Annotated in this window: 19 protein-coding genes; 5 read left to right on the top strand and 14 right to left on the bottom strand. The window is 61.9% G+C overall.

Annotation, left to right across the window (positions count from 1 at the left end):
- Positions 1-5: 5 nt before the first annotated feature.
- From HX898_RS05870 to HX898_RS05905, 8 genes are all read right to left on the bottom strand, one after another.
- On the bottom strand, positions 6-1,298 hold the full coding sequence (locus HX898_RS05870; RefSeq protein ID WP_180194209.1) for an efflux RND transporter periplasmic adaptor subunit: 1,293 nt from the start codon (positions 1,296-1,298) through the stop codon (positions 6-8).
- A 161-nt stretch (positions 1,299-1,459) separates the two neighbouring features.
- A complete protein-coding gene (locus HX898_RS05875) occupies positions 1,460-1,834 on the bottom strand; it encodes a GFA family protein (RefSeq protein WP_180194210.1) in 375 nt (124 codons plus the stop codon).
- A 9-nt stretch (positions 1,835-1,843) separates the two neighbouring features.
- Entirely contained in the window at positions 1,844-2,053 is a 210-nt protein-coding gene (locus HX898_RS05880) for a hypothetical protein (protein WP_018069607.1), read from the bottom strand.
- A gap of 315 nt (positions 2,054-2,368) precedes the next feature.
- Positions 2,369-3,448: a sn-glycerol-3-phosphate ABC transporter ATP-binding protein UgpC gene (gene ugpC, locus HX898_RS05885; protein ID WP_171598808.1), complete on the bottom strand. Its 1,080-nt coding sequence runs from the start codon at positions 3,446-3,448 to the stop codon at positions 2,369-2,371.
- A gap of 31 nt (positions 3,449-3,479) precedes the next feature.
- Complete coding sequence (locus tag HX898_RS05890) at positions 3,480-4,529, bottom strand: carbohydrate ABC transporter permease (RefSeq protein ID WP_003539547.1); 1,050 nt, start codon at positions 4,527-4,529, stop codon at positions 3,480-3,482.
- On the bottom strand, positions 4,526-5,563 hold the full coding sequence (locus HX898_RS05895; protein WP_180194211.1) for a sugar ABC transporter permease: 1,038 nt from the start codon (positions 5,561-5,563) through the stop codon (positions 4,526-4,528). Before HX898_RS05895 ends, HX898_RS05890 begins: the two co-directional genes overlap by 4 nt.
- An 11-nt stretch (positions 5,564-5,574) precedes the next feature.
- On the bottom strand, positions 5,575-6,834 hold the full coding sequence (locus tag HX898_RS05900) for an ABC transporter substrate-binding protein (protein WP_180194212.1): 1,260 nt from the start codon (positions 6,832-6,834) through the stop codon (positions 5,575-5,577).
- A 65-nt stretch (positions 6,835-6,899) separates the two neighbouring features.
- A complete protein-coding gene (locus HX898_RS05905; RefSeq protein WP_180194213.1) occupies positions 6,900-9,422 on the bottom strand; it encodes a hypothetical protein in 2,523 nt (840 codons plus the stop codon).
- A 247-nt stretch (positions 9,423-9,669) separates the two neighbouring features.
- Here HX898_RS05905 and HX898_RS05910 point away from each other — a divergent pair, with 247 nt between their 5' ends.
- Positions 9,670-10,725 carry a LacI family DNA-binding transcriptional regulator gene (locus HX898_RS05910; protein ID WP_180194214.1) on the top strand — a complete coding sequence of 352 codons (1,056 nt, stop codon included), beginning with the start codon at positions 9,670-9,672 and terminating at the stop codon, positions 10,723-10,725.
- Positions 10,726-10,747: 22 nt separating this feature from the next.
- On the opposite strand, the gene HX898_RS05915 is transcribed toward HX898_RS05910, so the two are convergent.
- Genes HX898_RS05915 through HX898_RS05935 form a run of 5 tightly spaced genes read right to left on the bottom strand, consistent with a single transcriptional unit; the run spans position 10,748 to position 15,878 of the window.
- Positions 10,748-11,491: an ABC transporter ATP-binding protein gene (locus HX898_RS05915; RefSeq protein ID WP_018241961.1), complete on the bottom strand. Its 744-nt coding sequence runs from the start codon at positions 11,489-11,491 to the stop codon at positions 10,748-10,750.
- Positions 11,488-12,333: an ABC transporter ATP-binding protein gene (locus HX898_RS05920; RefSeq protein WP_138330055.1), complete on the bottom strand. Its 846-nt coding sequence runs from the start codon at positions 12,331-12,333 to the stop codon at positions 11,488-11,490. The genes HX898_RS05915 and HX898_RS05920 overlap by 4 nt, the downstream gene beginning before the upstream one ends.
- A 1-nt stretch (position 12,334) precedes the next feature.
- On the bottom strand, positions 12,335-13,237 hold the full coding sequence (locus HX898_RS05925) for an ABC transporter permease (protein ID WP_138389234.1): 903 nt from the start codon (positions 13,235-13,237) through the stop codon (positions 12,335-12,337).
- Positions 13,234-14,262 (bottom strand): ABC transporter permease, encoded by a 1,029-nt coding sequence (locus HX898_RS05930; RefSeq protein ID WP_065279877.1) that lies wholly within the window; start codon positions 14,260-14,262, stop codon positions 13,234-13,236. Before HX898_RS05930 ends, HX898_RS05925 begins: the two co-directional genes overlap by 4 nt.
- 20 nt (positions 14,263-14,282) lie before the next feature.
- Entirely contained in the window at positions 14,283-15,878 is a 1,596-nt protein-coding gene (locus tag HX898_RS05935; RefSeq protein ID WP_138389235.1) for an ABC transporter substrate-binding protein, read from the bottom strand.
- 133 nt (positions 15,879-16,011) lie between these two features.
- Between HX898_RS05935 and HX898_RS05940 the strand changes: the two genes are divergently transcribed.
- The 3 genes from HX898_RS05940 (at position 16,012) to kdgD (ending at position 18,721) form a co-directional block, all read left to right on the top strand.
- Positions 16,012-16,722: a FadR/GntR family transcriptional regulator gene (locus tag HX898_RS05940; protein WP_180194215.1), complete on the top strand. Its 711-nt coding sequence runs from the start codon at positions 16,012-16,014 to the stop codon at positions 16,720-16,722.
- 65 nt (positions 16,723-16,787) lie between these two features.
- The gene (locus HX898_RS05945; RefSeq protein ID WP_180194216.1) at positions 16,788-17,762 is read left to right on the top strand and encodes a mannonate dehydratase; all 975 of its coding nucleotides are present in this window, start codon (positions 16,788-16,790) and stop codon (positions 17,760-17,762) included.
- 32 nt (positions 17,763-17,794) lie between these two features.
- The gene (gene kdgD / locus HX898_RS05950; RefSeq protein WP_180194217.1) at positions 17,795-18,721 is read left to right on the top strand and encodes a 5-dehydro-4-deoxyglucarate dehydratase; all 927 of its coding nucleotides are present in this window, start codon (positions 17,795-17,797) and stop codon (positions 18,719-18,721) included.
- Between the two features lie 215 nt (positions 18,722-18,936).
- On the opposite strand, the gene HX898_RS05955 is transcribed toward kdgD, so the two are convergent.
- Complete coding sequence (locus tag HX898_RS05955; protein WP_246697885.1) at positions 18,937-19,935, bottom strand: AraC family transcriptional regulator; 999 nt, start codon at positions 19,933-19,935, stop codon at positions 18,937-18,939.
- A gap of 168 nt (positions 19,936-20,103) precedes the next feature.
- On the opposite strand from HX898_RS05955, the gene HX898_RS05960 reads away from it, so the two are divergent.
- On the top strand, positions 20,104-20,874 hold the full coding sequence (locus HX898_RS05960) for an alpha/beta hydrolase (protein WP_180194218.1): 771 nt from the start codon (positions 20,104-20,106) through the stop codon (positions 20,872-20,874).
- Positions 20,875-20,935: the final 61 nt, after the last annotated feature.

Here is a 20,935-nt window from a genome sequence, read left to right on the forward strand (position 1 = left end):
TCCGCCTAGTTCGCACGCGTCGTGGCGTCGGTCACCAGTGCGTCGTTTTCCCTGATTTCGCCGGAGACGACCTGGGTGAACTGGCCGTCGGAGGAACCGACCTGGATGACGACAGGCACCGGGCGGCCGTTGCGCAGCACCCAGACGCGACGTTGCGTGCCCGTCAGCGCCGAACCGGCATTGTTGTTGCGCTGGCGTGGCGGGCCGAAGATGCCGAAAATGCCGCGGCCGCGCCTTTCGGCCTGCGCCGGAGCATAGCGCAGCGCCGCATTCGACACCATCAGCGTGTCCTTGACGGCCTCGACGGTGACATCGGCCGTCGCCGTCATGCCGGGGCGCAACAGCAGATCGGCATTGTCGACGGATAGGACCGCCTTATAGGTCACGACATTGTTGACCACTTCGGAGGCGAAGCGGATCTGCTCGATCTCGGCGGGAAAGGTCCGGTCGGGATAGGCATCGACCGTGAACTTCGCCTTCTGGCCGACAGCGATTTGGCCGACATCGGCCTCGTCGACATCAACCTGCAGCTCCATCTTCTTCAGGTCGCCGGCGATGGTGAAAAGGATCGGCGCCGAAAGCGAGGCTGCGACCGTAGCGCCCGGATTGACGGAGCGGGTGAGGATGACACCGTCGATCGGCGATATGATCTTCGCCTTGGCGAGATTGACTTCGGCGAGCTGCAGGTCGGCCTCCGAGGCGAGGACCTCGGCCTCGTTGATCTGTTTGGCGGCGACGGCGGAATCATATTTGTAGCTGGCGTCGTCGAGGCTCTGCTGGGTGGAAACGTTGCTCTTGACCAGACTCTTCAGCCGCTCGAGCGAGGTGCCTGCCGATTGCATATCGGCATTGGCTTTGACGACGTTCGCCTTGGCCGAATTGAGCTTGGCGCGCGAGCTCTTCACATCCGCCTCGAGCTTGTTCGTATCGAGGAGAGCGAGCACTTCGCCTGATTTGACCGTGCTGTTGTAATCGACATTGACGTCTCGAACCGTGCCGGAAAGCTCGCTCGATATATCCACCTGCTCGGTCGGCTGCACGGAGCCGGTGGCGGTGACGAGCACCGTCAGGTCACCGCGTTTTACCGGCTGGGTGTCATAGCTCAATTCACTTTGCCCACGGCCCATATAGAAATAAGCGGCGACGGCGGCGGCAGCCATGAGGATCAGCAGGATGAGCAGGCGTCCGAGCCAGCGGCCACGCTTGCCCTGCCGTCCCGATGCAGCAAGGACCGTGGCGAGATCGGACGCTGCGCCTGTCTTTGCTCCGGTCTCGCTGCCGCTTACGATTTTGTTCATGTCGTCCTCAATCCGTCAGTGGCCGCCTGCGGCCTCTGTGGTGAAATAATCACAACGCAGATGAACCGGCGATTAGCGTGCCGCCGAACTGGCACGGAATTGCGGATGGGTGAAATGAAATCTTGGTAAGGAAAGGTTGGTTCAAGCGCCGAAAGCGCCCGTCAATCCGCATCCTCGGCATATTGGTCCGCGCCGGGCAACGAATGCAACCAAGGCTCGCGCCGCTTGATCCAGACTTCATAACCAGGCGCAAGGTCGGTCGGCGGAGTGTCGAGCGAGCCCAGGCGGAGTTCCGCCTCATCTTCCCTGAGGCAGAAAAGCCTGCCGCCGCAGACGGGGCAGAAGCTGCGACCGGCGAACGTGGCGATCTCGCCGCTGTGGGAGAAAGCCCGGCGCTGCCAGACCGCGAAGAAGGTGAAGGCGGAGCCGCTCGATTTGCGGCAGTCGGCGCAGTGGCAGAGACCGGTGCGAAGCGGCTCGCCCTCCACCCTGTAGGCCACCGCCCCGCAAAGGCAGCTTCCGGTTCGGATCCTCATGGTGGGCCGTCAGGCGTCGAGATTGGTCGGCAGGCTCGGCGGGCGCCGCTTTGCCGCCATCAACAGGTCGAGTTCGGTGGCCGACGGGCCGAACTTGTCGTAGAGGCGCTTTGCCTCCTTGTCGTCCAACCGGTATTTCCTGGCAAATTCACCGATGCTGTAGGGGCGGCCACGCAACACTCTCCGCGCCGGGGTCGCCGTATTCGGTGCGTCGGTCATGGTCTTCTCCTTTTCGTCACGTCCCCTTTAAGCTAGTGCGACCCGTCGATTTGGAAAGAGCCGGCGCGCCGCATCGAGGCTTCCGGCATGGGGGAATGCGGTTGTTTTCCTGGAACCTTTTCGCCGATATGTGGGTTGTCGGACCGAGGTTGCGGGCCGCGCCAAGCGGACGCGGCGGTGCTGGAGAACATCGGGATTTTTCCGCTTTCTCCCGGTGGCCAACGAAATGGCAGGCGACTCCCTACCCGCCCGGTCCGCTCCCTCATCCCGCTCTGTTCGAATGGAAAACCGCTGCTCACTTTTGCGAGACATTCGTTAAGACAGGCGCCGGCCATCCTCGCCGAAGAGATGCAGCACGTCGGGGTCGAGATGCAGCGGCAGGCTGTCGCCTGATTTCAGCCGCTGCTGGCCGGCAAAAACCGCGATCAGCTTCTTCCCGGCCGCCTCGGCGTGGACGACGGTCTCCGAGCCCAGTTCCTCGACAAGGGTGACGCTTGTATCCAGCCTGCCCGCTGAGCCCGCGTCGGCAAGGGTGATATGCTGCGGCCGGATGCCGATGCTGACCCTTTCGCCCGCTGGGCGTGCCTCCTTGGCAAACACGGAAAGACGATGGCCGCCGACGGTTTCGACCTCAGCGAACCCGCCCTCGTGACCGACAATCGCACCTTCGAGGAAATTCATGTGTGGCGCGCCGATGAAGCCGGCGACGAAGCGGTTGGCCGGCTTGTTGTAGAGTTCCAGCGGTGTTCCCACCTGCTCGATCCTGCCGCCTCTCAACACGACGATGCGGTCGGCCAGCGTCATTGCCTCGACCTGATCGTGGGTGACATAGATCATCGTCGCCTTCAGGCGAGCGTGAAGGGCCGCCAGTTCGGCCCGCATGCTGACCCTGAGTTCGGCGTCGAGATTGGATAGCGGCTCGTCGAGCAGGAAGGCATCCGGCCGCCGCACGATGGCGCGGCCGATCGCAACGCGCTGGCGCTGGCCGCCGGAGAGCTGGCCCGGACGGCGCTGCAGGAAAGGCTCAATCTCCAGCATGCGCGCGGCGTCGGTGATGCGCGCTTCGATCTCGGCTTTCGCCACCTTGGTGTTCTCGAGACCGAAGGCGAGGTTTTCCCTGACGCTCATATGCGGATAGAGCGCATAGGACTGGAAGACCATGGCCAGGCCGCGATCGGCGGCACTGATAGCGGTAACATCCTTGCCGTCGATGGCAATGCTGCCGCCAGTCGGCTTATCGAGGCCGGCGATCAGGCGCAGCAGCGTCGATTTCCCGCAACCGGAAGGGCCGACGAAAGCGACGAACTCGCCGTCATTGACATGAAGCGAGACATCGCGAATGACCTCGACGGCGCCGAAATTCTTGACGATGTTCCTGAGCTCGAGCCCGCTCATGCACTCTCCTGTTTTCTTCTTTTAAGGTGGCCTATTTGAGCCCCGAGCCGGCAATGCCCGTGGTGATGAAGCGCTGCAGGAAGACGAAGATCAGCACGACCGGGATCATCGAGACGACGGTCATGGCGAGGATGTAGTGCCATTGCACATTGAGCTCGCCGGCATAGACGTTGAGGCCGACCTGCAGCGTATAGAGTTCCTTGCGCGAGAGCACGATCAGCGGCCAGAGGAAGTCGTTCCAGCGCCAGACGACCGAGAAGATCGCCAGCACTGCGAGAGCGGGCGCCGACAGCGGCAGGATGATGCGCCAGTAGATCTGCCATTCGCTGGCCTTGTCCATGCGCGCTGCGTCGAGCAATTCGTCGGGGATCGTCAGCATGTATTGCCTGAGCAGGAAGACCCCCGTCGGGGTGGCGACCGTCGGCAGGATGACGCCCCAGAGACTGTCGAAGAGGTTCAGCGTGCCGATGACGGAATAGAGCGGCACGACGATGACCGAGAGCGGCACCATCAGCGTCGCCAGGATCATCAGCATGACGGCGGTGCGGCCGGGGAACTGATATTTCGACAGCGCGAAGGCGGCCATGGAATTGACGAGCAGCGTAATCGCCGTCGCCACGACGGTGACGAAGACGGAGTTGCGCAGAAACAGGAAGAAATCGAAGCGCTGGAACGGTTCGGTGTAGTTGCCGCCGGCGAATTCGACCTGGCGCACCGGTGTGCGGTCCTTGATATTCGCCTTGACGATTTCGCCCGGCTGTTTCGGATCGACCATCTGGCCGATGATGCCGATGCGGCGGACTTCGGCGAGCACACGCGTGCTGCCATCCGGCATTGCGACATTATAGAGCGGCAACGGCTTGTCGTAGCCCGGCACCACTGCCTGTTCGGTGACATAGGGCAGGAAGGAGGGCGGGAACTCGGCAAGGGCCGCCGGCGTCTTGAACGAGGAGAAGACCAGCCAGACGGCCGGGCCGAACATCAGGAAGACGCCTGATATCAGCCAGATCCAGGTGACCACATCCGTCCAGTGCCAGCCTCGTCCTCGGCGGCGGAGCAGAAAGGCAGAGACGGCGCTCATTGGCGTGCTCCCTTCTTCTCGTTGCGGCTACTGACGCCGAGCTGGACCAGCGTCAGGATGACGAGCACGATGCCCATCAGGATCGAGGCGGCCGATGCCAGTCCCGGATTGCGCAGCGAACTCGCAAAGCCGGTCTCGTAGATGTATTGGGTGATGTACATGGTGCTGGTGCCCGGCCCGCCGCCGGTCAGCACGAAGACCTCGTCGAAGATCTGCACGGCGCGGATCAGCGCCAAGACCAGCACGACGATGAGGTTCGGCATCAGCAGCGGCAGGGTGATGCGCCGGAAGATGCGGGTCGGACGGGCGCTGTCCATCGCCGCCGCCTCGTAGAGATCCCGCGGGATCGCCTGCAGGCCGGCAAGCAGGATCAGCGCATAAAAGCCCATATGCGCCCAGACCGAGACGAAGACGGCAAAGAAGAAGGCCCAGAAACGATCGCTGAGCCAGGAGAAGGGCTCGAAGCCGAAGGGGCTCAGCGCATAGTTCAACAGGCCTTCGCGCTGCAGGATCCATTTCCAGATCAGGCCGACGACGACGGGCGACAGCAGCACCGGGAAGAAGAAGACGGCGCGCCAGAAGCCGCGATTGGAAAGCTCGCGGTTGAGGATCAGCGCCGTTGCGAGCGCTGCGATCAGCATCACAGTCACCTGGAAGACGACGAAGACGGCGGTGTTGCGCACCGCCGCCCAGAAGGTGTCGGCAGCACAGGTCGAGGGATCGAGATAGCTGCGGCAATCGAAGAGGATGCGGTACTGGTCGGCGCCGACATAGGTCCTGTTCTGCAGGAAGATGGCGCTGCCGCTCGTCGTCGAATAGATGAAGTTGATGACCAGCGGCAGCAGCACGAAGACGGTGAAGATCAGCATGTTGGGCGCCAGGAAGACGCCCGCCATGCCGTTCAGCCCGGTCAGTTTCTGCCAGCCACGCATGCGAATGTCGACGATCCCCATGGCAAGCCGGACAGGCGCCAAGAGCGCCTGCCGCAGACCGGTTCTCGCCGGTGGTTCAGAAGAAGCCGTCTTCGCCGTCATCTGTTTTTCCGTCAGTTGCCGGCGACCTTAGCCTTGATATCCTCGTCGATGCGGGCATAGGCGTCGTCGAGCTTCATTTCGCCGGCGATCACCTGGCTGATGCGGGCAACGATGGCGCTGTAATAGGCATCCGACCACTTCCAGCCGGGCAGCTTCATGGCGGGTGCCGCCGTCTGGCCGGCCGCTTCGACAAAGGCCTTCAGCGCCGCCTGCACATGCGGATTGTCGGTCTTGAAGTCCATCTGGCCGGCGGCAACACCCTTATGCGCCGGAATGAACAGGCTGCGTTCGGCAAATTCCTTCTGCACGTCGGCACCTGCCAGGTAGTCCATCACCTTGGCGACGTCCTTCGGGTTCTTGGTATATTTCACGGCGACGAGACCGGCGCCGCCCTGCATGCCGGAGCAAGCGGCCGTGCCGCAGGGGCTGCCCGCCATCACCCAGTCGAAATTGTCGCCAATCTTCTGGGCGAAGCCCGAAACCTGCCAGCTGCCCGAATAAAGATAGGCAAGGCCGCCATTGATGAAGTCCTCGGCGGCGGAGCGGTAGGTGGTGCCGGCAGCACTGACCCAGACATCCTTGTTGATGGTGCCGTCCTCGTTCCACTTGACGAAGCGGCTGAGGAAGTCCTTGGCGCCCTGATCGATCGGCGCCGGCTTGCCGTCGGCGGCGATGTAGTTGGCGCCGTAGGAGATGTTCGGGCCGGAGACACGGTGGCCGGAGCGGTCGATCGCCATGGCGAAGACCTTCTGGCTGTCGGCAACCTTCTTGGCGGCCGCCGCCCAGTCGTCCCAGGTGGCTTTCGGGCCGGGGATCTCGACGCCGGCCTGCTCGAACAGCGTCTTGTTGACGAAGCCACCGGTCAGCGTCAGCTGCGTCATGAAGCCGGTGATGGCGTTCGAGCCGTCCGGGCGCATCCAGTCGGCCTGGGCGCCGAAATTATCCTCCCAATATTTCGCGTCGGTGAGATAGGGGCGAAGATCGAGCCAGTGCTGGGCCGGCGCCTTCAGATTGGTGAGGCGGGCGATATCCGGCCCCTGCCCGGCTTCGAGCTGCACCGGCAGCTGTTCCTTGACGACGTCGTAGGAGACTTCGTCGAGGATGACGTTGACGTCGGGATTGGCCTTGGAGAAGCGCGAGAGCAGGTCCTTGATCACCTCGCCTTCGCCGCCGTCAGAATACCACATGATGCGCACGTCGCCGGCATGGGCGGCAACGGAACTCAACAGAACTGCAGCAAAAGCTGCGCCGATCGATTTCATTCTGGTCATTTTTTCCTCCTCTTGATCGATCAATTCCTGCGTCCGGCCGGTCCTCCACCTGCCGGACACGTCGTCTACGAGGCCGCGTGCCGAGGCTGCCTGCCCGGTATCTTCAGATGTACCGCGTCTCCCCGCACCGACCAGTCCGCCGGGCGAAGAATACGGCCTTCGGCGCGCACGGTGCCGTCCTCTTCGAAGAGGACCCGGCCATAATCCGGATCGATAACGATCAACGCGCCCTCGTCGTCGCGGCGGGCCGAAAGCGTTGCGAAACGCGCCTGCATGCCGTCAAGGCCACCCTCGCGCCCGAGATCCGAGAGACGGACGATCCAGCGGCCGTTGCGGCCGGCCAGACGCAGCTCGATATCCGTCGTCGGGCCGTGTTTTACCGGCTCCAGCGCGCCGTTGCCGATCAGCATCGCAATGCCGTTGCCGGAGCGGGCGAGCGCCAGATTGCCGTCGGCCACCGTGTCGTCGAAGGCCTCGAGCGGGAACCAGGCATGGGTGAAATCCGGCTGGCCCTCATGGATCTCGAAATCGAGGATCGCCAGATCGCGATATTGATGCACGCGCGGCAATGTCCCGCAGCCGCCCCAGAAGCTCGGCCGGCCATAACCGAACTGGATGGTTTCGCCGGGATGGTTGATCCAGATCTGCGCTTCCGGCCGGCTGCCCAGACGCAGGTGCAGCACTGTCTCCTGGTAGCCCCAGGCGCCGGGACGATAATGGGCGATGGTGCCGAGTGCAGTGTCACGGGTCTTATAGTGATAGAGGGCGGCGAAACGGTTCTCGCCCTGGGAAAAGGTCCATTCCTGCGCGTCGTCGGACTGGTGCGCGGCGATCGCAGCCAGCGTTTCTGGAAAACGCAGGCCGTGATCGCGAATGCAGACGGCAAGCTGCGGCAAAGCATGGACACGCCGGCCGTACCAGCCGCGGCCCCAGAGCAGCCGTGCGATAGCTGACAGTTCGACCGAGCGGCCGGGGCGCAGCGTATGTTCGTAGGAGCGGCCCTGGCTGCCGGTCAGCATGCCGTGATGGGCCGAGCGGGCGACGATCTCCATCAGGCGGACGATGCTGGCGCCCGCCCGGTTGCGGATCGTCTCATCCGGCGCACAGGCGGCCAGCGCCGTCAGGCCCTTGAGATCGATCGGGAAATAGGGAACGGAATTCCACTCGGCCATTTCCCAGCGCTCGAAATGATCGAGCCAGGCGCGGACACGCTCTTCGCCGACCTGCATCTGCTCGGCGCCGGTGCGGCCGGAGCGGACAAAGACGGCATCGCGGAAAAGCCTGCCGCCGAGATAGGCGGCGGTATGGAAGAGAAGCGCGTGGTTTTCCGAAAAATACCACTGAACGTCGTTGCCGGGCTCATCCATCCAGAAGCGGTAATTGAGGACAGCGTGCTCGATCCTGTCGCGCAGCGCAGGCGACAGCAGATCGCTCCAGCGCGTATAGGCAAAGAGCAGCGGCACCAGCACGAAATCGGCGCAGTCGTGACAATCCTCGATGACCGGCAGCATGGCCGAGATCATCGCTTCGGTTTCCTCGCCACCCTGCCCCAGCGCAAGACGCGCGAAAGCGCAGACCGTGTCGGGCTCCGAATGGGCAGCGACCTCGGCCAGCGCCTCGGCGACGCGGTCCTCAAGGGTGGCGGGTGCCTCCCCCTGTCGCTCAGGATGACAGATCTCGACGCCGAGCGTGCGACCGAGCGAAAGCGAGCCTGTTTTGAAGGTGATGCGGAAATGGCGGAAATCGGCGGGCATATCCGCCGAGGTGCCGAGTTCCAGCTTGGTTGCTCCGGCTTCCAGATCGAAATCATAATCGAAGCGCTCGATCGACATGAAGTCGCCTTCGATCTCGACATGGCAGCTCAGCGCCACCGGCAGCGGCGCGGGAAAAAGGATCGTCACATCTTCGCCGAGATAGGCGGTGCGGTCGAAGCGCATGCCTTCGAGGATCGTCTCCAGCGCATCCGCATCGCCGGCGGCGATGGGAACGGGAACTGATGTTTCGACCTCAGGCCCTTCGACATAATCCAGCTGGAAATAGAAACGGGCGTCGCGCTCGGCGAGATCGTCGAAATAGACGCGGATCTCGTTGAGGCCGGCCGCCAGCTCGACCTCGAACATCTGCTCGGCTTCGAGATTGCGCTGGTAAGGCGCCATGAAGCCCTGCTCGCAGCCATTGACGAAGAGGATCGCGCCGCCGCAGGTCGACAGGCGAAGCGTCGCACGCCCCACTGAGCGGGCATCGAGGAAGGTGCGCGCCCAGCAGCCGATGCGCGTCGGGCGAAACCAGAAGCCGGAGAGATCGACACGCGGGGAAGCAAAGGGAAGCCACCAGCGAACGGCCTCGAATTCGGCAGCCGGCTGCGGTCGCCTGTCCGAAAAGGCCTTCTTGAATTCGGTGCGGCAGGGATATTCATGCGGGATGAAATTCTTCGTCTTGGTGACGAAGAAAAACGGATCCATGCTGCCTTCCATCGGACGGTCGGCGACGTCATAGCGCTCCTGCCACAGATTGGCGAGCTGCCAGTAGACGATCGGGCTGTCCTTCGCCGTTGCACGGAGGAGATGGGATTGCTGCTCAGCGGTCATGCTTCAGCCCGCCCCAGAACAGCTAGAGCATGATGTCGTCCGAAAACCGCTCACACTTTTCGGCATCATGCTCGATCCTTGAGACCCCGGGTAAAACGCCGACGCATGGACTGGCCGTCTAGCCGCATCTTCAAAGCCTCCCTGCTCTGCCGCTTGTCGCGGACTCCTCAGGCAACAATTGTGCATAGGCATTCCATTTGCGCAATCTGAAAGATTTTTGCATAGTGGCTGGAAGCGAGGAGACAACATGGCGGCGGAAGAGAAAAAAGGCAGGCGCACGCGCCTCGACGACATTGCCGCCCGATGCGGCGTCTCGATCAGCACGGTGTCGCGTGCGCTGGCCGGTGAAAAGGGCGTCAGGCCGGAGATTCGCAAGCTGGTGCTGGAAACGGCAAGTGCGGTCAGCTACGCCCTGCCGGCCAGCGTTGCCGGCAAGAAGGTCATGCTCGTCGCCTCCGGCGCAGCGATGATCGACTATGTCCGCAACCAGTTCACGCTCTATGTGCTCGAAGGGTTGAATGCGCGTGCCGCCGCCCTCGGCATCGAACTGGCGATGCGCCCGGTCGCCGACAAGGGGGATGAAGCCCGCGTCGTCGCCGAGATGCGTGACGATCCGAGCTTCGGCGGGATGCTGATCCTGACCGTCGACGAAGAGGAGATGCTGGCGGCGGCGGCCGATCTCGGAAAGCCCGTCGTGCTGGTCAACAGCGACGATCCCTATATGCGGCTTTCGAGTGTGACGCCCTGCAACCGCTCGGCCGCCTTCATCGCCGCCGAGCGGCTGATCAAGGCCGGACATGAACGCATCCTGTTCATGCTGAGGCCGGGTCGGCGGACGATCGAGCGGCGCCTTGAGGGTTGGCGCGATGCCCTGCAGCATCATGGGCTGACCGCGGATGCCGATCTGGTGCTCGAGGTCGACGACTGGCTGCCGGAACTCGGCGCCGAGGCGGTTACCCGTCTTGTCCGCGAGAAAGGCCTCTCCTTCACCGCCATCCTGACGGCGGGCGACAGTCTTGCCAATGGCGCGGTGCGCGGCTTGCAGGCGATGGGGTATGCCGTACCGCAGGACATCTCGGTCATGGGCATAGACGACCTGCCACAGTCGGCTTTTCTCAATCCGCCGCTGTCGACGGTGCATATTCCGATGCGCGAACTCGGTGCCACCGCGCTCGATCTGCTGCGCGACATGATGCTCGGCCTTGCGGCCCCGCGGCGGCGGGTCGAGCTTGCCTGCCATCTCGTCGAAAGGGGCAGCGTCGCAGCGGTCAACCGCGTCCATGTCGCAACAGAGGATCGCTGAACCCACACCGCGATCGAGAATATCAAGCCTCGATAAAACTCGCTTCGAACAGTTCTCGCGCATAGGCATCATGCGTGGTGCCGGCTTGCAGATCCGCTTTGGTGAGTTCGTCGACGAAGCAACCATTCTTCATGATCAACACCCGGTCGCACATATGGCCGATGACCGCGAGGTCGTGGCTGACAAGCAGATAGGTCAGGCCCTTTTCCTCGCGCTGATCGGCCAGCAGGTTGAGGATTTCGGCCTGGACCGAGACATCGAGCGCCGATGTCGGCTCGTCGAGCAACAGGATGGGCGGCGACAGGATCAGGGCCCGGGCGATTGCCACCCTCTGCCGCTGGCCGCCGGAAAGCTCATGCGGAAAACGGTTTGCAAAGCTCGCCGGCAAACCCACCTGGATCAACGCCCTCTCGACCTTCGACCAGATATCGGAATGGCGCATGGCGCGCAGCGGCTCCGCCAAGGCGGTGCCGATACGATGGCGCGGATGCAAGGATCCGTATGGGTCCTGAAACACCATCTGAGCGAATTTCAGCTCCTCGCGGGAGCGTTTCTTGCCGATCGGTTTGCCACCAAGCTCGATGTGACCGGTCCAGCCGGCCTCCATGCCGGCGAGACACCGCAGCACCGTCGATTTGCCGCATCCGGATTCACCGACAATGCCAAGGGTCTCCCCTTGGTTGACCTGAAAACTGATGCCTCTGACGACATGGTTGCTTGATTTGCCGGAGGCAAAGACGACATCGAGGTCACGCACATTGATCATTGCGCCGTCTCCAGATCGAGTTTCGTCCTGTCGAGAACAGCAAGCCGGCGAACCGGGTTCCTGGGGTCGGGCAGCGCAGCGATCAGCCCGCGGGTATAGGGATGGCGAGCATCCTCGAGACGGGTCAGGGTCTCGACGATCCGGCCGGCATACATGACGATGATGCGCTCACAAAAGGCTGCCACCATGCGAATGTCGTGGCTGATCAACAGCAGTCCGGAATTATTCTCGCGCACCAACTCATCGAGCAGCAGCAGCACGTCCTTTCGGACGCTGACATCAAGCGCCGAGGTCGGCTCGTCGGCGATGACAAGCTTCGGCCGCGCCAACAGCATCATGGCGATCATCACGCGCTGGCCCATGCCGCCCGATATCTGGTGCGGATAAAGCGCCATGACCCGCTCCGCATCGCTGATGCGCACGCGCTCCAGCATGGCGCGGGCAGCCTCATGCGCCTGTTTCTTGTGAAGACCGAGGTGAAGGCGCGCGGCTTCGGCGATCTGCTTGCCGATCGAGAGCACCGGATTCAGCGAATAGCGCGGATCCTGCATGATCAGCGCGATGTCCTTGCCGCGTAGCGCTCCCATCTGACGCTCGCTCTTTGAAAGCAACGGATCGCCGCCGAGATCCATGCGTTCGGCCGAGACCACCGCGGCCGGCGGCAAAAGGCGCATGATGGCGCGACCCGTCGTCGATTTGCCGGAACCGGATTCTCCGACGATCCCGACGCGTTCGCGCCCGACGTCGAAACTGACGTTGGAAACGGCGGGCACGGCGCCTCGGCCGAAACGGACGGTCAATCCTTCGACGGAAAGAACGGGCTGCAGATCACGATCTTGCATTTCACGATCTGGCATGGCGAGGATCCAATAGGTCGCGCAGAGCATCTCCGGCGATGTTGAAGGCAAGGCTGGTGAGGAGGATGGCGATACCCGGCATGACGGCAACCCACCAATAATCCAGCATGAACTTGCGGCCGCTGGAGATCATCGCGCCCCATTCCGGCGCCGGCGGCTGGGCGCCAAGGCCGAGGAAGCCAAGCGAAGCCGCCGTTAGAATGATGCCCGCCATGTTGAGCGTCAGGCGAACAATGACGGAGGGAACGCACATCGGCGCGATATAGAGAAGAAGGATGCGCATCGGCGAGGCGCCATAAAGACGGGCGGCGACCACATAGTCGGCGTTTCTGACGACAAGGGCCTCGGCGCGCGCGAGCCTCGCAATCGGCGGCCATGCGGTCAGCGAGATCGCGATGATGGCCGTGGTCAAGCCGGCGCCGAGTGCCGCAGCAAAAGCCAGGGCCAGGATCAGCGACGGGAAAGAGAGAACGATATCGGTGGCGCGCATCAGCAGCGCATCGGTGCGCCCTCCGAAGAAGCCGGCAACGACGCCGATCAGCAGGCCGATCGGCCCGACGATCAAGGAGATCGACAGCACGGTCTGGATGGTGATGCGCGTGCCGAAGATGAGGCGGCTCAAGATATCCCGACCGAATTCGTCCGTGCCCGCCAGATGCGCGAGGCTCGGCGGCTGCAAGGCCTCGCCAAGCGACTGTATGGCCGGATCGTAGGGCGCCAGGAGCGGCGCGAAGATCGCGACAATGCAAAGTAGACCGAGGATGACGAAACCGGCAAGACCGAGCGGCTCGTGGGCCAATTTGCGGCCGGCGCGCGCAAACGACGCCGCGATACGGGTCAACACACTTGGCGGGCGGATATGAATCTCGCTGCGGATGACGTCGCTCATCGGGCCGCCTCCCGCATACGCGGATCAAAGACGGCGTAAGCGACGTCGGCCAGGAAGTTCAACAACATGAAAATGAATCCCACAATGATGGTGCCGGCGACGATGGCGTTCATGTCGCCGATCATCAGGGCGTTTGTCATGTACTGGCCAATGCCCGGCCAGGAGAAAACGATCTCGGTCACGACAGCGCCTTCGAGCAGACCGCCATAGGAAATGGCCAGGATGGTGATCAGCTGCACCGCAATGTTCGGCAGGACGTGGTGCCAGATCGTGCCGAGCGGGCTCACACCCTTGGCTCGGGCCGCAATGACATAATCCTGGCTCAACTGCTCCAGGGTGAAGCTGCGTGTCATGCGGGTGATGTAGGCCATCGCCGCATAGGCGAGGATGACGGCCGGCAGAATGATATGGCCGAGCGCATTCCAGAAGATTTCCGTCTCGCCCTGCAGCAGGCTGTCGACCAACAACAGCCCGGTTTGCGGCGTGACGAGGCCTTCGTAAAAGACATCGATCCTGCCCGGCCCGCCGACCCAGTTGAGGCCGGCGTAGAAGATGACAAGGCCGACGATGCCGAACCAGAAAACCGGGATCGAATGACCGACGAGTGCGACCACCCGGGCCGTCTTGTCAATGAAGCTGTCGCGAAACAGCGCCGCGACCAGCCCGAGCGGAACTCCGACGAAGGTCGAAATGATCACCGCCAGCGTCGCGAGTTCGAACGTCGCCGGAAAGGCTTGAGCGAGATCCGAAGAGACGGGATTGCCGGTGAGGACGGCCGTGCCGAAATCACCATGCGCCAACCCGTTCAGATAGAGGAAAAACTGCTGGTAGATCGGCAGATCGAGCCCCAGGCGCGCCCGCATGGCCGCATAGGCTGAGGGATCGGCGAGCTCGCCGACAATCGCGCCGACCGGATCGGTGGGCAAGACGCGGCCGATCACGAAGGTCACACATAAGAGGATGAACAGGCTGACCAGCAAATGCGCCAGGCGTCGGCCAAATTCGGCTACGGAGAGTTCCTTCATGATCGGCTGTCCTGAGAGTATTACTGGGTTTCGACCTTGGTCACGTTCTCGAGACGCGTCAGCTGAGACGGATGTCCCACATATCCCTCGACCTTGCTTGACAGGACGATCGGCTCAAAGCGCTCGAAGAGCGGAAGCACCGCCGGCTTCTGTTCGACGAACATCTTCTGCATCTGAACGTAGATTTCGCCACGCTTCTTGGCGTCCGGCTCCATCGATGCCTTGGCCGTCAGGGCCGTGAGTTCCGGGATGTCCCAGGCCGAGCGCCAGACGAAATTGCCGGCATTGTTGGCTTCCTTCGAGTTGTCGGGATTGGAGGAGAACTGCTCCATCGAGCCGAGGACGTTCGGCATATAGGCGCTGGTCTGCGGGATCAGCAGATCGAAATCCCTGGCGCGATGGGCGGCGATGATTTCCGAGCCGTTGCCCTGCTGGATGTCGACCTTGATGCCGATCTGGGCAAGCGATGCCTGGATGGCGGTGGCCAGATCGATGCGCGGCGTTTGCGCGATGGTCTTCAGCGACAGCGAGAAGCCGTCCTTGAAACCTGCCTCGCTCAGCAGCTGCTTGGACTTTTCGACGTCGAGATGCCAATCGGGGTTCGGGATGGCATATTCGAAATTCTCCGGAACGGGAACGTTTCTGGCCCGGCCATAAGGGCCCATGATCGTCTTTTCGATGCCCTTGTAGTCGATGCCGTAGGCAATGGCTTCGCGAACCTTCGGGTTGGCGAGGTATTTGTTGCCGGCATTCATCGACAGCACGTAGAAACCGCCCGTCGGAATACGCTGGATGGCAAAGCCCTTCTTGTCCTGGAAGGTCGCGAGATCCGATGCGGTCAGCGCGCTGGCAATATCGATATCGCCGCGTTCGAGCATCAGCCGCTCGACCTGGCTTTCAGGCACATGCCGGACGATGACGCGGCGCATTTTCGGCGCGCCGGCCATATAATCCTTGTTGGCATCGAGGATCACCAGTTCGTTCGGAGACCAGCGATTGAGGGTGAACGGACCTGAGCCGGCCGAATGGGTTCGCATCCAGGCGTTTCCGTAGTCGTTATCGACGGCGTGGCTCTCGACCTCGACGCTGTCGACCACGCTGGTCGTCGTCGTCGTCAGCCGGTAGAGCAGAAGCTCTGCCGTCACCTGGTCGGAGAGATCGATCCGCACCGTCTGATCATCGACGGCCTTGACGAGCTTTTCGACATTGTCCTTGTCGTAACCGACGCGCTTGAGGTTAGCGGCGGCGGCCTGGTCCATCTTCAGGAGCCGCGCCAGCGAGTAGACGACATCCTTTGAGGTGACCGGATTGCCGGAGGCGAAATTGGCCTTGCGCAACGTAAACGTGATGCCCTTGTCGTCAACTTTCCAGCTTTCCGCCAGCTGCGGAAGGATCTTGCCATCCGCTGTGCTGGCGACCAGCCGATCGTAAAGATTCGACATGATCTCGACCGCCTTGCCTTCGGTCGCCTGCTGCGGATCCAGCGACAGAACCTGCGCCAGCGATGTGCCGACCACCAGTTGGTCCTGCGGTGTGGCGGCCTGCGAGAGCGGTGCAGCGATCGTCAGGGCGCCGATCACGGCGCCGACGAACAAGCCCTTAGAAAAATGCTTCATTGTCAGTCCTCCCTAGACTACTATAAAAGACATATTATGTCTCCCGTATGTCGTATTATGATTTATCGAAGTCTGATATGATTTGCAAGACCCGAGCGGGAGACATGATGCAAAGGGATTGGGGGAACGGACAATGACGACACTCAGCGGTGGCCGGCAAAGACTGGCGCAGCAGGTCATCGATCAGTTGCGGGCGCAGATCGAGACGGGGAAGCTACGGGTCGGCGACCAGCTGCCGACCGAGCCGCAGCTTGAAGCGACATTTGGCGTCAGCCGCACCGTGGTGCGCGAGGCCATTGCCGATCTGAGGTCTGCAGGCTTCGTCAAGCCGATCCAGGGCAAAGGCGTCTTCGTCGCGGATCCGAAGGCGCATTCGGTCCTTTCTTTAACGCCAGTGGAAATCAAGAGCATTCCGGAAACCCTGGAATTGCTGGAGTTTCGCATGGCCGCCGAGGGTGAAGCGGCGGCGATCGCCGCCTATCGCCGCACCGCCGAGCAGGAAGCGGTGATCCGCGAAGCCAACCGCAGAATGGCAAACCTAATCGAAACCGGACAGCAAACGGTGGAAGCGGATTATGCCTTCCACATGGCGATTGCCGCCGCCACGAACAACCGATTCTATGTCGATGTCCTGCGCCATTTCGGCCCCAGAGCCATCCCCCGCGGCCAGTTTCCGACGCTGCCGGAAGCCAATGACCGCAGCTATCTTCAGAAGGTTTATGCCGAACATGTCGAAATCCTCTCGGCAATTGCCGATCAGGATCCAGAACGCGCCCGCCAGGCAATGCGCGCCCATATGCTGGCCAGCCAGCGCCGCTACCGCATGCTTGCCGAGCAGCAATAGGGCTCGACACCCTTCGAAATTCATATTATGTCATATGACATTGTGTAATTTCGAAAGAGACTCAAATGTATCTGGGAACGCAGGTCGCAGCGCGGGATGACGACGATTATCGTATCTTCGCGCAACTGGGTGTGAAGCATATCAACGCCGACCCTCCGGGAAAGCCGAGCAGCTGGACGCTCTCCGATCTCGAGCGGCATCGCGACAAGGTCGAAAGCTTCGGCCTGATCCTCGATATGATCCAGTTGCCCCTGCCCTCGCAGCCGATCGAGAAGGCTTCCTATCCCAATATCCTGCTTGCCGGCCCCGAGCGCGACAGACAGATCGACGCCGTCTGCAAGCTGATCGAGAATGCCGCAGCCGCAGGCATTCCTGCGGTGAAGTACAATCTCAACCTGATCGGCATTCCCCGCACGCCGGATGAACCGGGACGCGGCGGATCGCTGAATGCCAGCTTCCGCTGGGACAAGACGGACCAGCAGGCCGAGCCCGGTCTTGCCGGCGTGCTTTCCGAGGACGAAAACTGGGAGCGGATCGACTATTTCCTGGAACGCGTCGTTCCCGTTGCTGCAAGCAACCGCGTCCGGCTCGCCTGCCATCCGCACGATCCCTATACGCCGCCAGGTTATCGCGGCGTCACGCGGGTGCTGGGCACGGTGGAAGGCCTGAAGAAATTCGTGCTGATGCACGAAAACCCGTATCACGGCCTCAATTTCTGCCAGGGTTCGATCGGCGAGATGCTGGAAAATCCCGGCAAGGAAATCGACGATGTCATCCGCTGGTTCGGCCAGCGCGGCAAGATCTTCAATGTTCACTTCCGCAACATTCGCGGCGGCAAGCTGTCCTTCATGGAGACCTTCCCTGAAGAAGGCGACATGGACATGGTCCGCTCGGCCAGGATCTATAAGGAGGTGGGCTTCAAATACATGCTGATGCCCGACCATGTGCCGACGGTCAGCGGCAAGGATCCAACCGCCACCGCATTTGCCTTCTGCTACGGCTATATCGCCGCACTTCTGCAAGTGCTCGAGAGCGAGTGACCCGGTTTTCAACACCTAAGAAGTAGGACTTCATGATGAACCCGATTGAATTGAAGAAGGCCGTCGGTAGTGGTCTCCTGTCGTTTCCGGTGACCCATTTCGACGATCAACTCAAATTCGACGAAGCCAAGTACCGCCGTCATGTCGAGTGGCTTGCAGGTTACGACGCTGCTGCACTGTTTGCCGCCGGCGGCACTGGTGAATTTTTCTCGCTTAATCCGGCCGAGATTCCGCAGGTGATCCGAGCCGCCAAAGCGTCGGCGGGCAAGACGCCGATCATTTCGGGAACCGGCTACGGCACGTCGCTCGCCATCGAGATCGCAGTCGCGGCCGAGAAGGCCGGCGCGGACGGGCTGCTGCTGCTGCCGCCCTATCTGATGTTTGCCGAACAGGCGGGTCTCATCGCCCACGTCAAGGCGGTCTGCCAATCGGTCGGCATCGGCGTCATCGTCTATAACCGCGACAACGCCGTCCTGACCGCCGACAGCATCGCGCGCCTGGCGGAGGAATGCCCGAACCTGATCGGCTTCAAGGACGGCGTCGGCGATGTCGACAAGGTGATCGAGATCACCACCCTGCTTGGCGATCGTCTCGTCTATGTCGGCGGCATGCCGACCCACGAGGTTTATGCCCAGGCCTATTTCGCTGCAGGCGTGACGACCTATTCATCGGCCGTCTTCAACTTCGTTCCCGCCCTTGCCCAGCGCTTTTACGGCGCCTTGCGTACCGGCGATCAGGCAACCGTCGATGAGATCCTGAAGGGCTTCTTCTTCCCCTTCGTCGCCTTGCGCAACCGCAAGAAGGGATACGCCGTCTCGATCATCAAGGCCGGCCTTCGCGTCCTCGGACAGAACCCAGGCCCCGTGCGCCCGCCTCTGACGGATCTTTCCCAGGAAGAGCTCGCGCTGCTCGAAAAGATCGTCCAGGCCAACGGCGTCACACGGATCGCGGCCGAGTAATATATCGCGGCAGTCGGCCGCCGGGGTGGCCCGGCGGCTGTCCGATTCGCACCAACAACGGACATCGGCTCGGCTTAAATAGACGACCGCTATGGGGCCGGAAGCGGCGCATCTGTTATCGGGGCGAGTTCAGCAGAAGCTGCCATTCGGCATTCGACCCCACGTCGGACATTCGCGCGTTATAATCTGGTATGCATTACGCCGGATCTACACCATCATCGATCCTGAATAGTTGTCGATTTGGCATTCATGGGCGCAAAACCAAACTGCGCCTTGAAGGCTCGGCTGAAGGCTGCTTCGGAGTCATAGCCCACTTGTCTGGCGACCGACCCAACCTTGGCATCAGGCTGGCGCATCAAGCCCAAGGCGAGCGTCAGCCGCCAGCGGCTGTGGTAGGAAAGTGGCGCTTCTTTCACCAATGCTGTAAATCGCGCCGCGAAGCCGGACCGGGACAGGCCCGCCACCCGAGCCAGATCGAGCACGGTCCAGTGCCGATAAGGTTCGTCGTGGATGGCCTTGAGCGCGCGGCTGATGCGCGCATCCCCGAGCGCTCCAAGCCAGCCGACATTGCCGCCCCGCTCGATCCGCACCCAGCTCCGCAGGATACTGATCACCAGCACGTCGATCAGCCGTGAAATCATGATGGACGCGCCGGGATACACCTCCTGGGCTTCCTTCATCATGAAGTAGCCAAGCCCCTCGGCCCATCCGGCGGTCTCGCCGCTGGCTTTTGGAATGTGAATGACCGACGGCAATGCCGATACGAGCCAGGGCACGGAAGCGCTTTCGAACCGAAAGGCTCCGGCGATAAGCTTGGTCTGTTGGCCGCCTCCGCCGTAGGAGACATTGAGTTTTTCGGCGGTAACCTGCGCCGCCATCAGGGCTGCCAAGTCAGCCTCAGTTGCACACTCGCCATCGCTCAAGCCGTGTCCAAGGCCCCGCGGCAGCATGATCAGATCGCCAGTTACCACCTGCAAGGCATGGCCCTGATCGTTGACAACCGTCAGGCCCCCTTCGAGCACGATGAAGAAATAAGCCGCTCCTGGATGAAAGCGTAGCGCCCATGGTTGGCTGAGCTCGACTGTAAAGACTATTTCGCCATGCAGGCTGACCATGGCCAAAATCTGGGAGAGCAGATCCACCCGAGAGGCGAGCATAATCGCATTTTTGGACGATGGAGCATGCATTGCGGGGCTCGGGTCATGGTGATCCATCTCGGTAAGCCCTAGTTTGGTTTTGTCTTCAAAGAGGAATTATCTGGCAGTTCAAGTGTTTCCGCGAAGGCAAGGCCATCCTGGCCTTTCTGCCGTCGTGTAGGTGACAGCATTGCAGATTATCCGAATTAAGCAATCGGGCTGATGCGCCCTATAGGAGCTCTCCAAATGAAATCTCTTCTTATGTCCGCCCTAATGCTGACGACCGCCATGCTTGGTGCTGCACCCGCAAGGGCCCAGCCGGCTCTCCCGGATCAGACAATTAAGAATATCGTTCTTGTCCACGGCGCCTTCGTCGACGAAACCAGCTGGGACGGCGTCGCTGCAATCCTGACCGCCAAGGGCTACAAGGTGACTGCGGTGAAGAACCCACTGACCTCGCTTGCTGACGACGTCGCTGCCACCAATGCGGTGCTGGATGCGCAAAATGGCCCGGTTGTTCTGGTGGGCCATTCCTGGGGTGGCGTGGTGATCGGCGAGGCGGGCGACAACGCCAAGGTGGCATCACTCGTCTATGTCTCGGCCTTTGCGCCCGAGAAAGGTGAAACCATCACTGCATTGGCAGCCAGCGGTCCGGCAACCCCCGGAGCGGCGGCTATTCGGCCCGACGCAAAGGGTTACTTGAGCATCGATCCTGCAGTATTCCCCAGTGCAGTGGCGGGCGACCTGCCCAAGAAGATCGGTGAACATCTGGCAGCGCACCAGATGCCGATCAACCACACTGCCTTCGATGCGCCTGCTCAAGTCGCGGCATGGCACTACAAGCCAAGCTGGTACGTCCTGAGCTCCAAGGACCTCGTCCTTGATCCCCACGCACAGGCTTTCTTTGCCGAACGGATGAAGGCCAAGGTGACGACGGTCGAGGGTAGCCACGCCTCGCTGGCCTCGCACGCCAAGGAAGTGGCTGCGGTCATAGAAGCGGCCGCAGGAGCAAAGTAGCCCTCGTCAACCGATGCTATCGCCCGCCTAGCGGTGGTCGGTAGCATCGATGTGCAACGAT

Origin of the sequence: Rhizobium sp. WYCCWR 11128, from assembly GCF_013416305.1 — a bacterium.
Taxonomy (GTDB): Bacteria; Pseudomonadota; Alphaproteobacteria; order Rhizobiales; family Rhizobiaceae; genus Rhizobium; species Rhizobium indicum.

What these genes read in the sequence shown, in the direction of transcription:
- HX898_RS05940 (WP_180194215.1), top strand. Translation starts at nt 16,012, where the DNA reads ATGACGACACTCAGCGGTGGCCGGCAAAGACTGGCGCAGCAGGTCATC.
- HX898_RS05880 (WP_018069607.1), bottom strand. Translation starts at nt 2,053, where the DNA reads ATGACCGACGCACCGAATACGGCGACCCCGGCGCGGAGAGTGTTGCGT.
- HX898_RS05955 (WP_246697885.1), bottom strand. Translation starts at nt 19,935, where the DNA reads ATGGATCACCATGACCCGAGCCCCGCAATGCATGCTCCATCGTCCAAA.
- HX898_RS05895 (WP_180194211.1), bottom strand. Translation starts at nt 5,563, where the DNA reads ATGACGGCGAAGACGGCTTCTTCTGAACCACCGGCGAGAACCGGTCTG.
- HX898_RS05870 (WP_180194209.1), bottom strand. Translation starts at nt 1,298, where the DNA reads ATGAACAAAATCGTAAGCGGCAGCGAGACCGGAGCAAAGACAGGCGCA.
- HX898_RS05890 (WP_003539547.1), bottom strand. Translation starts at nt 4,529, where the DNA reads ATGAGCGCCGTCTCTGCCTTTCTGCTCCGCCGCCGAGGACGAGGCTGG.
- HX898_RS05900 (WP_180194212.1), bottom strand. Translation starts at nt 6,834, where the DNA reads ATGACCAGAATGAAATCGATCGGCGCAGCTTTTGCTGCAGTTCTGTTG.
- HX898_RS05875 (WP_180194210.1), bottom strand. Translation starts at nt 1,834, where the DNA reads ATGAGGATCCGAACCGGAAGCTGCCTTTGCGGGGCGGTGGCCTACAGG.
- HX898_RS05915 (WP_018241961.1), bottom strand. Translation starts at nt 11,491, where the DNA reads ATGATCAATGTGCGTGACCTCGATGTCGTCTTTGCCTCCGGCAAATCA.
- HX898_RS05945 (WP_180194216.1), top strand. Translation starts at nt 16,788, where the DNA reads ATGTATCTGGGAACGCAGGTCGCAGCGCGGGATGACGACGATTATCGT.
- HX898_RS05935 (WP_138389235.1), bottom strand. Translation starts at nt 15,878, where the DNA reads ATGAAGCATTTTTCTAAGGGCTTGTTCGTCGGCGCCGTGATCGGCGCC.
- HX898_RS05920 (WP_138330055.1), bottom strand. Translation starts at nt 12,333, where the DNA reads ATGCAAGATCGTGATCTGCAGCCCGTTCTTTCCGTCGAAGGATTGACC.
- kdgD (WP_180194217.1), top strand. Translation starts at nt 17,795, where the DNA reads ATGATGAACCCGATTGAATTGAAGAAGGCCGTCGGTAGTGGTCTCCTG.
- HX898_RS05905 (WP_180194213.1), bottom strand. Translation starts at nt 9,422, where the DNA reads ATGACCGCTGAGCAGCAATCCCATCTCCTCCGTGCAACGGCGAAGGAC.
- ugpC (WP_171598808.1), bottom strand. Translation starts at nt 3,448, where the DNA reads ATGAGCGGGCTCGAGCTCAGGAACATCGTCAAGAATTTCGGCGCCGTC.
- HX898_RS05925 (WP_138389234.1), bottom strand. Translation starts at nt 13,237, where the DNA reads ATGAGCGACGTCATCCGCAGCGAGATTCATATCCGCCCGCCAAGTGTG.
- HX898_RS05930 (WP_065279877.1), bottom strand. Translation starts at nt 14,262, where the DNA reads ATGAAGGAACTCTCCGTAGCCGAATTTGGCCGACGCCTGGCGCATTTG.
- HX898_RS05960 (WP_180194218.1), top strand. Translation starts at nt 20,104, where the DNA reads ATGAAATCTCTTCTTATGTCCGCCCTAATGCTGACGACCGCCATGCTT.
- HX898_RS05910 (WP_180194214.1), top strand. Translation starts at nt 9,670, where the DNA reads ATGGCGGCGGAAGAGAAAAAAGGCAGGCGCACGCGCCTCGACGACATT.